This is a genomic window from Actinomadura sp. DC4 (assembly GCF_030406325.1).
Classification (GTDB): Bacteria; Actinomycetota; Actinomycetes; order Streptosporangiales; family Streptosporangiaceae; genus Actinoallomurus.
The window spans coordinates 134,628-148,987 of record NZ_JAUEQY010000012.1; the positions used below are offsets into that span (position 1 = coordinate 134,628).

12 protein-coding genes are annotated in these 14,360 nt (G+C 72.5%); 8 read left to right on the forward strand and 4 right to left on the reverse strand.

Translation table 11 applies throughout. From position 1 onward, the window contains the following. Nucleotides 1–8 precede the first annotated feature (8 nt). Both QWU11_RS20930 and QWU11_RS20935 read left to right on the forward strand, forming a co-directional pair. The gene (locus QWU11_RS20930) at nt 9–635 is read left to right on the forward strand and encodes a hypothetical protein (protein ID WP_290115755.1); all 627 of its coding nucleotides are present in this window, start codon (nt 9–11) and stop codon (nt 633–635) included. A 247-nt stretch (nt 636–882) separates the two neighbouring features. After that, a complete protein-coding gene (locus QWU11_RS20935; RefSeq protein ID WP_290115756.1) occupies nt 883–1,146 on the forward strand; it encodes a hypothetical protein in 264 nt (87 codons plus the stop codon). 11 nt (nt 1,147–1,157) lie between these two features. On the opposite strand, the gene QWU11_RS20940 is transcribed toward QWU11_RS20935, so the two are convergent. Continuing rightward, entirely contained in the window at nt 1,158–1,367 is a 210-nt protein-coding gene (locus QWU11_RS20940) for a hypothetical protein (RefSeq protein ID WP_290115757.1), read from the reverse strand. 253 nt (nt 1,368–1,620) lie between these two features. Here QWU11_RS20940 and QWU11_RS20945 point away from each other — a divergent pair, with 253 nt between their 5' ends. The 5 genes from QWU11_RS20945 to QWU11_RS20965 all read left to right on the forward strand — a co-directional run bounded on the left by QWU11_RS20945 (nt 1,621) and on the right by QWU11_RS20965 (nt 9,452). Beyond that, nucleotides 1,621–3,687 carry a hypothetical protein gene (locus QWU11_RS20945; RefSeq protein ID WP_290115758.1) on the forward strand — a complete coding sequence of 689 codons (2,067 nt, stop codon included), beginning with the start codon at nt 1,621–1,623 and terminating at the stop codon, nt 3,685–3,687. A gap of 51 nt (nt 3,688–3,738) precedes the next feature. Next, entirely contained in the window at nt 3,739–4,668 is a 930-nt protein-coding gene (locus QWU11_RS20950) for an LLM class F420-dependent oxidoreductase (protein ID WP_290115941.1), read from the forward strand. Between the two features lie 103 nt (nt 4,669–4,771). Beyond that, nucleotides 4,772–5,482, forward strand: a complete 711-nt coding sequence (locus QWU11_RS20955; protein WP_290115759.1) for a TetR/AcrR family transcriptional regulator — start codon at nt 4,772–4,774, stop codon at nt 5,480–5,482. A 41-nt stretch (nt 5,483–5,523) separates the two neighbouring features. Then, nucleotides 5,524–6,939 (forward strand): 3' terminal RNA ribose 2'-O-methyltransferase Hen1, encoded by a 1,416-nt coding sequence (locus tag QWU11_RS20960; protein ID WP_290115760.1) that lies wholly within the window; start codon nt 5,524–5,526, stop codon nt 6,937–6,939. Beyond that, nucleotides 6,936–9,452: a polynucleotide kinase-phosphatase gene (locus QWU11_RS20965; RefSeq protein ID WP_290115761.1), complete on the forward strand. Its 2,517-nt coding sequence runs from the start codon at nt 6,936–6,938 to the stop codon at nt 9,450–9,452. Before QWU11_RS20960 ends, QWU11_RS20965 begins: the two co-directional genes overlap by 4 nt. A 43-nt stretch (nt 9,453–9,495) precedes the next feature. Here QWU11_RS20965 and QWU11_RS20970 read toward each other — a convergent pair whose 3' ends face one another. From QWU11_RS20970 to QWU11_RS20980, 3 genes are read right to left on the reverse strand one after another with little or no spacing between them, the layout of a single operon-like run. Continuing rightward, on the reverse strand, nt 9,496–11,217 hold the full coding sequence (locus QWU11_RS20970; RefSeq protein ID WP_290115762.1) for a serine/threonine-protein kinase: 1,722 nt from the start codon (nt 11,215–11,217) through the stop codon (nt 9,496–9,498). 11 nt (nt 11,218–11,228) lie between these two features. After that, nucleotides 11,229–11,990, reverse strand: a complete 762-nt coding sequence (locus QWU11_RS20975; protein ID WP_290115763.1) for a nucleotidyltransferase domain-containing protein — start codon at nt 11,988–11,990, stop codon at nt 11,229–11,231. Continuing rightward, complete coding sequence (locus QWU11_RS20980; protein WP_290115764.1) at nt 11,987–12,691, reverse strand: nucleotidyltransferase domain-containing protein; 705 nt, start codon at nt 12,689–12,691, stop codon at nt 11,987–11,989. The genes QWU11_RS20975 and QWU11_RS20980 overlap by 4 nt, the downstream gene beginning before the upstream one ends. A gap of 119 nt (nt 12,692–12,810) precedes the next feature. Between QWU11_RS20980 and gndA the strand changes: the two genes are divergently transcribed. After that, nucleotides 12,811–14,235, forward strand: coding sequence for an NADP-dependent phosphogluconate dehydrogenase (gndA, locus tag QWU11_RS20985; RefSeq protein ID WP_290115765.1), 1,425 nt, complete (start codon nt 12,811–12,813; stop codon nt 14,233–14,235). Nucleotides 14,236–14,360: the final 125 nt, after the last annotated feature.

Sequence of the window (14,360 nt, forward strand, 5' to 3'; positions counted from 1 at the left end):
AGTTCACGATGGAGACAGTCGCCGGGCCGCGCCGGTTTCTCACCGCCACCGCGATCACCGGGATCCTCTACACGCTGTCCTGGATCGCCGGGCTGTCCGTCGGGGCGCCCGGCGTCGCGGTGAACGCCTCCGGGGCCGAGGTCGTCACCGCGTTCGAGGGGCACCGGTCCGTGGTGGTCGTCCAGTTCCTCTGCACCGAGGGCCTGCCCGCGGCAGGCCTGGTGATCATCGCGCTCGTGCTGGCCCGTGCCGCCCGCGGGCCCGGCGTGGCCGCGGTCGTCCGTACCGCCGGCGTGGTGGCCGCGACCGTGTCGCTCGTCCAGTGCGGCCTCGGGATCGTGCTCGCCGGGGCGACGGCCTCCGGTACGGCGCACGTGCTGTACGACGCGGTGAACCGGCTGGACGGGGTCAAGATGTTCGCCCTCGCGGTGCTCGCCGTGGCCGCCGCGGTCTCCGGCGTCCTGCCGCGGTGGCTGCGGTACGCCGCCGCCGCACTCGCCGTCGCCATCGTCGTCTCCGGCGTCGGCTACCTGCTGCTCGTCCCGGGCCTGGCCGCGGTCGCGTACGTGTCCGGCGTCCTGCTGCTGGTGTTCGTCACGGCCACGGGCATCGTGCTCGGACGCCGGACCAGCTGATTGTTACACTCTGTAGCCCCTCCACTGCGACAACGTGTGCGTTTTGGAGATGATGATGCGAATCGGCTACGTAGTTCTGGCCCTCATGCTCGGAGCGTGTTCCCCGGGTGGCCATTCTGATGGGCGCTCAAAAGGTAATTCCGGTGGTCAGAGGCCTGCACCGGTGATCACTTCCCCATCGGTGAGTCCTTTTCCGGCCGTGCCGCCGCCTGATGACGCGGCGCCGGCACGGCCGGAGGCACACCGGGTGACGTTCGCCATTCGCGGCAGCGTCCGGCGCAGTTCGATCACTTATACGACTCCGGACGGGCGCAAGCGGCACCTCGTCGTCTCACCGCCCTGGAGCAGGACGTTCAGCGTCAACGACGGGCAGAGCGTCGACGTGACCGCGCACAGTACGGGCTCGGGGGAGCTGACCTGCACACTCAAGGTGGACGGTGACCTGGTGAAGAGCGCCACCAGTTCGGGGGACTCCGCGACCGTCGACTGCGGCGACAGCCTCGGTTTCTGACTTCCGGCCGGTCAGGTGGTGGCGGGCTTCTTCTCGGCGGGCTCGGCGAGGTCCGGGCGGTGCGTGTGGGGGGCCATGTAACCGGCCACCGCGGCGAGGACCGTGGTGATCGCGGACGCCACTCCGGCGGGCATATCGACGCCGGCCAGGTGCAGGACCCAGACGAGGATCGTGGAGATGGCGCCGGCGAGTGCGGCGGCGGTGACCTTTTTCTCGGGCACGGGTCTCTTCCTTTTGTCGTAAAAACCGTCAAAGGAAACTACCGCCATTCACCGTGAATGATACGGGCGATCGTTGTCACGACGAGTTTTTACCATCACTCTTTGTGACGACACGCCGACGCGCTGCTATGACATCACCCTCCGGGCGATTAGAACGGGGCGTTGTAAACAGCGTCTGAGCAGGTCACGGGGGACAACGATGATCGACATTTCTGGCCGCGCCGTGCGTGCCGGAATCCGGAGTATTACGGCGGTGGCGACGGCTTCATGCTTCGCCGTCATGCCGCAGGTCGCCAGTAACGCCTCCACGCATGCCGGTGGTAAGGCCGCGCGGGGGCACGACCACACGACTCCGCACCGGGACCACAACGGCCGTGAGGGGGGTGACCGCGAACGCGGGCACGCCAACCTCGTGGTCGACACCCGCGGGCCTCGCGGGGCGATCGTCCCGGGCAGGACGTACAAATGGCCGTTCGAGGTGACCAACCGGGGCTCCGTCCCGGCACGCGACGTCGCCCTCACGGCCACACCCGACAAGAGCCTCAAAGTCCTCGCCGCGCCGCCGAAGTGCCGGTGGCACAAGACCGGACCGCTCGTCTGCAAGATCGGCCTGCTCCCGCAGGGAAAGACCAGGCGTGGCATCATCACCGCGACGGTCGTCCCGAGGACGCGCGGCGGACGGCCGCTGAGCAACCCCGTCCAGGTGTCGTGGCGCAACGCTCCGCGGCCGGAACGCCGGACCGGCGCGTTCCCGCCGGTCGTGGTCTCTCCGGGCACCGGCGCCCCGGCGGCGCGTGAGGCGAAGGTCCCGTACCCCGTGATGGTGACCGAGCACGCCCCGGGGACCGCCGAATCCGTCGTCGTACGCAGCCCGATCGGGCTGCCCGCGCCGAACGGCCCGTGCGCGGTCGGCGTCGCGCCGTCCACGATCGCGGGCAAGTCGATGCCGATCAAGCCGGCCCTCGGCTCCTGCGGTGCCGAGCCGGACGACCTCGCGGCGTGCGCGTGCGGCGTCCCGCACGGCCGGCCCGTCGCCGACGTCCCGGCCGGCTACGCCGTGCCGGACGGGCCCGTGCTCGCGCCGTGCGGTGCGGTGGCGGCCCGTCCCGTGGCGACCCCGCCGTGCGTCCACGGCGGCGGCGCTGTCGACGTGCCGGACCGGCCCGTGCTCGCACCCTGCGGTGCGGTGGCGGACCGGCCCGTGGTGACGCCGCCGTGCGTCCACGACGGTGGCGCGGCCGGCGTGCCGGTGGCCAGGCCGTGCGACGCGGACGAGGGGCGGCCGGTCATCCTGCCGGCGCCCGTACCTCCGGTCGCGGTGCCGGACACTCCGTGTGCTGCCGCAGCGAAGGAGGCCGCGGAGAAGGCCGCCGCCGCGAAGGAGGCCGCCGAGCAGGCAGCCGCCGAGCAGGCGGCAAAGGAGAAGGCCGCGGAGGAGAAGGCCAGGGCCGACAAGGTGGCCGCCGAACAGGCTGCGGCCGAGCAGGCCGCGGCAGACAAGGCCGAGGCGAACCACGCCGGTGTGCCCATCGCCGCCCCGTGCGGCGCGGCGGCCACGAGCCCGGTCGTCGTCCCGGGCCGTCCGGTGATCGTGCCGGAGGCGCCGGCGATCCCGCCGTGCGCGCAGGGCCGGCCGGCCGCCTGCGGCTGCCTCAGCGGGGCGAACGCCTCGCTGGCGCCCGTCACCGCGCCGGTGGGCCCGTCGGGCTCGATCATTCCGGGCTTCCCGGGTCTCCCGGTGACGCCGGGTGCCGGGGAGGCCGCGCCCTGCACGGCGGCCGCGGACAAGCCGATGGCCGTCGACGGCAGCGCCGCCGAGGCGCCGCCGGCGGGGCCGTCCTGCGGGGCGGCCGCGGACGCCGCGGCGGCTCCGGCCGCCGTACACGAGGATCTCGCCGCCGCGCCGGACTCGATCGCGCCGACGTCGCCGCTGACCGGGCCGGGCAAGGCCTCGCTCGACCCGCTGGGCGGGACGGGCGACCACGCCGGCCTCCCGCGGGGCCGGGGCCACGCGCATCGTGACTGTGTCCGGCAGGGCTCGGGCTTCGTCTGCCCGCTCGGCTCCGCGCCGCGTCACCGTCCGCACGTGGTCAACCTGGCGAGGCCGAGTCACCCGCACGGGCTCCACTGCGGTCCGGGCGCGGCGGCCTGTCACACCCGCACGGCCCATCCGATCGCGGCGCGGCCGATGCCGGTCCGCCGTGAGCTGCCGGTGACCGGCGGTTCGTCGGCGCTGCTCGCTCTGTCGGGGCTCGGCCTCGCCGGCGCGGGCGTGGTCCTCTACCGGCTCAGCCGCACGCGTCGCGGCGGAGAGGGCTGAAAGATCACCCGATAGTGCGGACCAGGGCGACGAGGGAGCAGGATGGAGGCCATGTTGCTGCGGATCTTCACCGAGCCCCAGCAGGGGGCCGACTACGCCACCCTGCTCCGCGTCGCCCAGGCCACCGAGGAGTACGGCTTCGACGCGTTCTTCCGCTCTGACCACTACCTGAAGATGGGGGACGTCAGCGGCCTGCCGGGTCCGTCGGACGCCTGGGTCACGCTGGCCGCGCTGGCCAGGGAGACCCGGCGCGTCCGGCTCGGGACCCTGGTGACCGCGGCGACGTTCCGGCTTCCCGGCCCGCTCGCCATCTCCGTGGCCAATGTCGATGACATGAGCGGAGGACGCGTCGAACTCGGCCTCGGTACCGGCTGGTACGACGACGAGCACACGGCGTACGGGATCCCGTTCCCCGGTCTCGGCGAGCGGTTCGACCGCCTCGAAGAGCAACTGGCGATCATCACGGGACTCTGGGACACACCCGCCGGCAAGACGTTCGACTTCGAGGGCGCCCACTACCGGCTCGCGGGCTCTCCGGGGCTTCCCAAGCCGGCCCAGCAGCCTCGGCCGCCGATCATCATCGGGGGCACCGGCGCCAAGCGCACGCCTCATCTCGCCGCCCGCTACGCCGACGAGTTCAACGTGCCGTTCCATCCCGTCGAGAAGACCGGGACGGTGTTCGAGCGGGTGACGGCCGCCTGCGAGAACGGCGGCCGCGAGAGCTCCTCGATCACCCTGTCGGCCGCGCAGGTCGTCTGCTGCGGCCGCGACGAGGCCGAGCTCGCCCGGCGGGCGGACGCCATCGGCCGCTCCGTCGAGGACCTGCGCGAGAACGGCGTCGCAGGAACCCCGGCGGAGGTGGTCGAGCGGATCGGCCGCTTCGGGGAGCTCGGCGCCGAGCGGATCTACCTCCAGGTGCTCGACCTGCAGGATCTCGACCACCTCGCGCTGATCGCGAGCGACGTCCTTCCCCAGGTCTGACCCAGGTGATCACGCCGGGGACGGTGCTCTCCGGCGTGATCACGAAGCGCCCCTGCGGAACGCCGTTCGTAACAGGTACGCTGTTCGCAAGAAGGAGTGTGCCGTGACAGAGACGACCGAGATCCCGCCTCCGCCGTGGCGGCGCCCCAAGAAGAACACGCGCCAGCGCCGGCCGCTGAGCCAGGAGCTCATCGTCGACACCGCGATGGGCATCCTCGACGCCGAGGGCATCGACGCGCTGAGCATGCGCCGCGTGGCGGTCGACCTGCGCACCGGCCCCGCGTCCCTGTACGCGCACGTCGCCAACAAGGACGAACTCCTGGAGCTGATGGTCGACCGGGTGGTCGCCGAGCTGGAGGTCCCCGCACCCGACCCGGCCCGCTGGCAGGAACAGATCGTCGAGGCGGGCCTGGCGGCCCACCGGGTATGGACCGAACACCCCGGAATCGCCCGCGCGGCACTGGCGAACATCCCGGTCGGCCCCAACTCCCTGCGCTACGCCGAGGGCATGCTGGCCATCCTGCGCGCCGGGGGAGTGCCCGACCGGCAGGCGGGCTGGTTCATCGACCGGGTGTCCCTGTACCTCCTGGCGGACGCGTTCGAGGAGTCGCTCCACCACGAGCGCGGGCGGACGAGCGAGGAGGACGCGCAGGAGTACCTCCAGCAGATCCGCGACTACTTCCAGAGCCTGCCGCCGGACCGCTTCCCGGTCATCACCTCGATGGTCGGCACGCTGGTGGGCGGCACCGGCGACGAACGGCTGCGCTTCGGCCTGGAACTCATGGTCCGCGGCCTCGCCTCGTACGCGGAGTAAATCGGTAGGCCGGGTTCGCCCCGGTCCGCCACACTCTCCCTGTGCTCCTGACGATCACCACGACCGCGCGTCCGGCCACCGACCTCGGCTATCTGCTGGTCAAGCATCCCGGGCGGGTTCAGGCGTTCGAGCAGTCGTTCGGCACCGCGCACGTCTTCTACCCCGAGGCGGGAGAGGACCGCTGCACGGCGGCGCTGCTGCTCGACGTCGACCCGATCAAGCTGGCCAAGACCCGCAAGACGCCCGACATCTCCCTCGGCCAGTACGTCAACGACCGCGCGTACGCCGCGTCCTCCCTGCTCGCCTCGGCGATGGCCGACGTCTTCCGCACGGCGATGCGCGGGCACAGCGCCGGTCGTCCGGAGCTCGCCGCGACCCCGATCCCGTTGCGGATCACGCTGCCGGCGCTGCCGTGCCGGGGCGGCCCGGAGGTGGCCGCCGGGCTGTTCGAGCCGCTCGGCTGGAGCGTGGACGCGCGGCCGGTCCCGCTCGACGAGCGGTTCCCCGCGTGGGGCGACTCGCGCTATGTCACCCTCACGCTCGAGGGGGAGCTGACGCTGTCCGCCGCGCTGAACCAGGTGTACGTCCTGCTGCCGGTCCTGGACGACTCCAAGCACTACTGGATCGCCGCCGACGAGGTCGACAAGCTGATCCGCGCCGGCGAGGGCTGGCTGGCCGCGCATCCCGCACGGGAGCGCATCACCCGCCGCTATCTCGCCAACCGCCGCGGCCTGGTCCGTACGGCCCTGACCCGGCTCGCCGACGCCGACGGCTCCTCCGACGACGCGCTGGACCCCCACCCCATCGACGAGGAGCCGTCCGCCGCCGAGCCGGGCGCGCCCGGGGAGGCCGCCGCACCGCCGGTCCCGCTCGCCGAGCGCCGCGTCGAGGCCGTCCTCGACGCGCTGCGGGCCGAGCAGGCGGCCACGGTGATCGACCTCGGCTGCGGCTCGGGCCGGCTCCTGTCGCGGCTGCTGCAGGAGCCGCACGTACGGTCCGTCGCCGGGACCGACGTGTCCGCCCGCGCGATGGCCGCGGCGCGGCGGCGGCTCGACCCGCTGCGGCTCCCGCTCGCCGTACGGGACCGGATCGACCTGTTCGGCGCCGCGCTGACGTACGCGGACGAACGCTTCCGCGGCTACGACGCCGCCGTGCTGATGGAGGTCATCGAGCACGTCGACGTGCCGCGGCTGCCGGCCGTCGAACACGTCGTCTTCGGCGACGCCGTGCCCCGCGTCGTCATCGTGACCACGCCGAACGCCGAGTACAACGTGCGCTACGAGGGCCTCACCGGGCACCGTCACCCCGACCACCGGTTCGAGTGGACCCGCGAGGAGTTCGGCGCCTGGACCGCCCGGGTCGCGGACGCCTACGGCTACCGGGTCCGGCACGTTCCGGTCGGCGACGACGACCCCGAGGTCGGCGCCCCGACCCAGATGGGGGTGTTCACCCGATGACCGAGCTGAGGATCCCCGAGTCGGGACTCGTCGTCCTGGTCGGCGTGTCCGGATCGGGCAAGTCACACTTCGCGCGCCGTCACTTCCGGCCGACGCAGGTGGTCTCCTCCGACTACTGCCGAGCGGTGGTCGCCGACGACGAGAACGACCAGTCGGCCACCGCCGACGCCTTCGAGCTGCTGCATCACATCGTGCGTACGCGGCTGCGGCGCGGCCTGCTGACGGTCGTGGACGCCACCAACGTGCAGCCGCGGTCGCGCGAGCAGCTCGTACGGCTCGCCAAGGACCAGGACGTGCTGTGCGTCGCGATCGTGCTCGACGTGCCCGAGTCCGTGGCGATGGCGCGCAACGCCGAGCGGGCCGACCGCGACCTGCCCGGCCACGTCGTGCCGCGTCAGCGCCGCGAACTGCGCCGCGGCATGCGCGACCTGCACCGGGTCTTCAAGCGCGCGTACGTGCTGAGCGGCGCGGACATCGACGAGGCGACCGTCACGTACGAGAAGGCGTGGCCGGACCGGCGCGACCTGACCGGCCCGTTCGACCTGATCGGCGACGTGCACGGCTGCCGCGCCGAACTGGAGGACCTGCTCGCCGGGCTTGGCTACGTCGTCGAACGCGACGCGCTCGGCCGGGCCGTCGGCGCCGCGCACCCCGGCGGCCGTACGGCCGTGTTCCTCGGCGACCTGGTCGACCGCGGCCCGGACACCCCGGGCGTGCTCCGGCTCGCCATGGGCATGGTGCGGGCGGGCACGGCCCTGTGCGTCCCCGGCAACCACGAGAACAAGCTGACGCGTGCGATGAAGGGGCGGCGCGTCACGGTCAGCCACGGGCTCGCCGAGTCGCTGGAGCAGCTCGCGGCCGAGCCGGAGGAGTTCCGCACCGAGGTGCTGGAGTTCATGGACGGCCTGGTCAGCCACCTCGTCCTGGACGGCGGCCGGCTCGTCGTCGCGCACGCGGGCCTGAAGGAGGCCTTCCACGGCCGCGCGTCGGGCCGCGTACGGTCCTTCGCGCTGTACGGCGAGACCACCGGCGAGACCGACGAGTACGGACTGCCGGTGCGTTATCCGTGGGCGGACGACTACCGGGGCAGCGCCATGGTCGTCTACGGCCACACCCCGGTCGTCGAGCCCGAATGGGTCAACAACACGCTGTGCGTCGACACCGGGTGCGTCTTCGGCGGCCGGCTCACCGCGCTGCGGTACCCGGAGAAGGCGCTCGTCTCGGTTCCGGCGCGGAAGGTCTGGTACGAGCCGGTCCGCCCGCTGGAGCCCGCGGCGGGGACGCGCCGCGAGTCCGGCGTGCTGCGGATCGGCGACGTGCGGGAGGCCGTGGAGACCCGGCTGATGGGCCGGATCAACGTGCACGAGGAGAACGTCTGGCCGGCGCTGGAGGTCATGAGCCGCTTCGCCGTCGACCCGCGCTGGCTGGTGTACCTGCCACCGACGATGGCGCCCGCCGGGACCTCGCCGCTGGAGGGTCTCCTGGAGCACCCCGCCGAGGCGTTCGCCGCGTACCGGGCCGCCGGTGTCGACCGGGTCGTGTGCGAGGAGAAGCACATGGGCTCGCGGGCCGTCGTGGTGGTGACCAGGGACGCCGGCGTCGCCGCGTCACGGTTCGGTGTGGACGACGGGACGACGGGCGCCGTCTTCACCCGTACGGGCCGGGCGTTCTTCGCCGAGCCGCCGCGGACGGAGGAGTTCCTCGCACGGGTGCGCGCGGCGGCCGGGTTCCTGTTCGAGGAGCTGGACACCGGCTGGCTGGTGCTGGACTGCGAGCTGATGCCGTGGTCGGCCAAGGCCCTGGAACTGCTGCGCCGTCAGTACGCCGCGACCGGCGCGGCGGCGGGCGCCGCCCTGCCCGCCGCCGCCGACGTGCTCGCCACGGCCGCGGCCCGCGGGCTGGACGTCGGGGACCTGAGGGAGCGTGTCAGCCGCCGGGCCGAGAACGCGAACCGCTTCCGCGACGCGTACGCCCGGTACTGCTGGCCGGTGGACGGCCTGCAGGGCCTTCGGCTGGCGCCGTTCCAGGTGCTGGCGGGGGAGCGGGACTCCTACGCGACGCGCGACCACCTGTGGCACCTGGAGCTCGCGGACCGCCTGGCCGCGGCGGACGGAGAGCTGTTCGCGCCGACGCGGTCCCGCGTGGTGCCGCTGACCGGAGACGAGACGGAGGCCGTCACCTGGTGGGAGGACCTGACCGGGGCGGGCGGCGAGGGCATGGTGGTCAAGCCACTGGGCCCGCCGGTCGAGGGCCGCCTCGTCCAGCCGGGCCTGAAGTGCCGGGGCCGGGAGTACCTGCGGATCATCTACGGCCCGGACTACACCGAGCCGGACCACCTGGAGCGGCTGCGGCGACGCTCGCTGGGCCGCAAGAGGTCCCTGGCGATGCGGGAGTACGCCCTCGGCCTGGAGGCCCTGGACCGCCTGGTGGCGGGTGAGCCGCTGTGGCGAGTGCACCAGCCGGTCTTCGGCGTCCTGGCCCTGGAATCCGAACCGGTCGACCCCCGCCTGTGAACGCGGGCACGAAGACCGAACGCGTCCGACGAGGCGAGAGCGGTCAGGCCTTGGCGGGCTGGAAGGTCTTCGCGAAGTTGTCGAAGATGGTCTTGCTCGACTTCCAGCGGCTGTCCGGGACCTCCCAGTACAGCGCGTAGGCGTGCTTCTTGTTGGCCAGGATGTTGCGGTTGAGAACGTGCGTGCGGCCGTGGGAGCCGTTGTACGTGAACTCCCAGTCGGCGGCCTTCTTCGCCTGCGGATAGTCCACCGACTCCAGCCGGACCTTGTGGTAGCCGGAGAAGCCGCCCTTCCGCGCCGACTCCTGTTCCTTCCAGTCGGCCAGCGGGTCGGACTTCGGGGTGTCCGACTGGTCGACGATGAGGAGGCGGGAGCTCTTGGGGTCCTCCACGTACAGGTAGTGGCCGTGGTGGGAGGCCGACCAGCCGTCCGGTACGGCGATGGAGAAGTGCGTGCTGTCGTGGTGCCAGTGGTAGCCCGACGGGAGCACGGGCTTCGTCGGCGACGCGGGCGGTGAGGCCGGCGGCGACGACGGCGTCTGGCTCACGGACGGCGTGGTGGACGCGTGCGACGCGCTCGGCGTCGTGCCCGGGTGCTCGGCGGAGCGCTTGTCGTGGTCGTCGTCGCCGACCAGGGTCGTGGCGGCCCAGCCCAGGAGCACGACGGCCAGGACTCCTACGACGGCCAGTACGGCGACCATGACGCGTCGCGGGTCCGTGCGCGTCGTGCTGACGGTTCCGGTGGCCTCGCCGTAGGACGGTGAGGCGGTGGTCATCTCCTCGACCGCGCCCGTCTCCGGCCCGGCCGGCGCCGGTTCCGGCGGTGCGTCGTCGAGCGGCGCGCGGGGCCGCGGCACGGACGGCGGCGCCGGTTCGGCGAGCCCGACGTCGGGCTCGTAGGCGACCGGTTCGGCGGCGGGCTCGTGGGCGGGCTCGACCGCGGGCGGCTCGTCGCCGGCGGCGATCGCGTCCAGGATGCTCGCCACGGCCTCCACCTGAGGGCGCCTCGCCGGGTCACGTTCCAGCAGGCCGCGGATCAGCGGCCAGAGCGGCCCGGCGCGCTCGGGGGCGTCCGGGTCGTCCATGACCAGGGCCGCGAGCGTGGCCACCGCGCTGTCCCGGCCGAACGGCGGGCGGCCCTCCACCGCCGTGTAGAGCGTCGCCCCCAGGGACCACAGGTCCGACTCGGGGCCGACGTCGCTGCCCCGGGCCCGTTCGGGTGCCATGTACGACGGCGAGCCGATCAGCACGCCGGAGGAGGTGACCGTCGAGCCGCCCTTCGCCGTCGCGATGCCGAAGTCGCCCAGCACGACCCGCCCGTCCTCGGCGAGAAGGACGTTGCTCGGCTTCACGTCACGGTGCAGGACGCCCGCGAGATGGGCCGCGCGAAGACCGCGGAGAAGTTGCGTGCCGATCTCGGCGGTGCGCTGCGGGGTGAGGGGTCCGTCCGCGCGCAGCACCTCGGCGAGCGACTGCGACGGCACGAACTCCATCACGATCCATGGCCGGTCCTCGTCCTCGACGATGTCGTACACGCCGACGACGTTCGGGTGGTTGAGGCGGGCGGTGGTACGCGCCTCGCGGAGCGTACGGCGGCGAAGTTTCTCCTGCTCCTCGTGCGGCAGGCCGGGCGGGAAGGAGACCTCCTTCACCGCGACGCTGCGGTCGAGCACCTCGTCGGTGGCGAGCCAGACGACACCCATGCCACCACGGCCGATGACCGTGCCGAGCCGATAGCGATCCTTGAGCAGACGAGGGGTGTCCACGACGTACCGATTTACCCTTGCCACCGAGAGTTAACATGCGGATCGAGCCGGGCCCGTACGACGAGGTCGTGCAGGGCCGGCTCGGCGGAGGGACGCTCCGGCAGCGGCGAACGGTCGCGTTCGCGCTCCAGGAGGGCCGTCATGGCGGCGACGTCGGCCGCGAGACGCGCGCGTTCGGGGGCGCCGGACGGCAGCGCCCCGTGCTCGGCCGCGCGCTTGGCCTCGACCAGCTCCGGCAGGTACGCCGGGCCGTCGCCGAGCCGGGTGAGGTCGGCCACCACCTCGCCCGTACGCATGAGGTGGACGCCGGTGGACAGCACCCGGAAGGTGTAGAGCAACGGCTTGAGCTCACCGGTCCGTTCGAACAAGCCCCACTGCGTACGCGCGAAGCCGAGATAGTGGTGGGCGTGGTGACGCGTCAGGCAGGCCGGCGCGAGCGCGGCGAGCTCCTCGTGCAGCGGCGACGAGGCCACGACCAGGGGCGACAGGAGCTGTTCCAGCACATAGCCGTTGCGGCGCAGCAGCAGCCGGGCGAACTTGGCGAGGTCGTGGGTGACGAGGTCGACCTCCACGCCGTCCCGCGTCCAGGTGCGATCCACGGTCTCCACGCCCGTGCGCAGGCCGACGACGTCCTCCAGCGGCATGAGGTGCACGCCGCGCAGGTCGACGTCGGAGTCGGCGGAGGGGAAGCCGTACAGGTCGGCACCGCTGACGGTGGCGAACACGACGTCGCCGGTCACCTCGGCGAGCCAGGACGGCAGTTCGCGCGTCACCGGACGCCCTGCCGCCGTACCGACACCAGGAACTCCTCGACCCGCGTACGGTCCGGCTCCTCGGGCAGCCCGCTGGTGGCGAGCGCGGCGTCCATGTCGCGGGTCAGCGACGCGCGCCACGCGTCGACCTCCGGCCACGGCACCTCACCCCGCCGTACGGTGAGAAGCCGGTCCCGGTGACCGGCCACGTCGACCAGGGGTTCGCCGTGGTCGAGCAGGTGCCGGCCGCTGATCAGCAGACGGAGCAGGTGCATGACGTGCTTCCACCGCGGCTCGCCGCGCGTGCGCAGGTCGCCGGAGAGCTTGCGGAACTGGCTGTCCGCGTAGCGCAGGAACGTCCGGTGCGCGTGCCGGGACAGGAACGCGCCGCGCAGTGCCAGGAGCTCCTCGCCGCTGCCGGTGACGTGCTCGACCATCGGCGACCATAGGCACTCCAGGACGGTCGGGTTGGCGTCCAGCGCGAGCCCGAGGAAGCGTTCCAGCTCCCAGGAGAAGCGCTCGGCCTCGCGCTCGTCGACATGCGTCGGGGGCTTGGCGAACCTCCAGAACAGTGGCGTCGGCGCCACGAACACCCCGCGCCGGTCGGTGTCGCTGGCCTCCGTGGCCAGACCGTACGCGCGGGAGCCGACCACCACGGACAGCACCGTGTGGTCGCGCACCAGCGAAAGATCGTCCACGGAGGAGAGACTGTCGGAGATCACCGTCGACTCCAACGCTAATCGGCAAATGTCGCGACTTTTACTGAGTGTGTCGCGCGGCGCGGCACACCCTGGGACCCTCCGGTGACGAGCAGGACTAGCCTGGACACCGGGGTGATGACGTGGGAAGCGAAATCGGCGTTACCGGACTCGCCGTCATGGGCCAGAACCTCGCGCGCAACATCGCGCGCCGCGGTTTTCCTGTGGCGGTGCACAACCGGAGCGAGAGCCGTACGAAACATCTGATCGAACAACATGGGGACGAGGGCGACTTCACGCCCGCGACCACCATCGAGGAGTTCGTCGCCGCGCTCGACCGGCCGCGCCGCATCGTGGTCATGGTCAAGGCGGGCAAGCCCGTCGACGCGGTGATCGGCGAGCTGGTGCCGCTGCTCGACAAGGGCGACATCATCATCGACGGCGGCAACTCCTACTTCGAGGACACCCGCCGGCGCGGAGCGGAGCTCGCCGAGCACGGCCTGCACTTCCTCGGCACCGGCGTCTCCGGCGGCGAGGAGGGCGCGCTGCTCGGGCCGAGCATCATGCCCGGCGGGCCCAAGGACGCGTACGAGCCGGTCGAGGCCATCCTGACGACGATCGCGGCGCAGGTGGACGGCACGCCGTGCTGCGCGCACATCGGCCCGGACGGCGCCGGACACTACGTCAAGATGGCGCACAACGGCATCGAGTACGCCGACATGCAGCTCATCGCGGAGGCGTACGACCTGCTCACGAGCGCGGCCGGGCTGTCCGCGCCGGAGATCGCGCAGACCTTCGAGCAGTGGAACGAGGGCGACCTGGAGTCGTTCCTCATCGAGATCACCTCGAAGGTCCTCGGCCACACCGACGCCGCCACGGGCAAGCCGCTGGTCGATGTGATCCTCGACCAGGCCGAGCAGAAGGGCACCGGCCGCTGGACCGCGCAGTCGGCCCTTGAGCTGGGCGTACCGGTCACGGCGATCACCGAGGCGGTCTACGCCCGCGCGCTGTCCTCTCGCAAGGACCAGCGGGTCCGCGCCTCCAAGATCCTGCCGGGCCCCGCCGCCGGCACGGCGCCGGAGGGCTTCGTCGACGCGGTGCGCGACGCGCTGTACGCCTCCAAGGTGGTCGCGTACGCGCAGGGGTTCGAGCAGATGCGCGCGGCCTCGGAGGAGTACGACTGGAACGTCGACCCGGGCACCCTCGCCACCATCTGGCGCGGCGGCTGCATCATCCGGGCGCGGTTCCTCGACCGCATCAAGGAGGCGTACGAGCGCAGCCCCGAGCTGCCGAACCTCCTGCTGGACGACTACTTCAGCGACGCGGTCGCGAACGCCCAGGGCGCCTGGCGCAAGGTCGTCCGCACCGCCGTCGACCTGGGCGTCCCGACGCCGGCCTTCTCGGCGTCCCTGGCCTACTACGACGGCTTCCGCCGCGAGCGCGGCCCGGCGTCGCTGATCCAGGGCCTGCGCGACTACTTCGGCGCGCACACCTACCGCCGCGTCGACCGCGACGGCGCCTTCCACACCCTGTGGTCGGAGGACGGCAGCGAGGTCTCGGCCGACTGACGCGATCCCTGGCCGTGCGCTCAGCAAGGCATGATCGGCGCCGTGAACACCTGCACGGCCAGGGTCGGCAGCGGTGGCCCGCCCACCAGCAGGACGCGCCCGGTGATGGCGCCCACGGGCAGGAG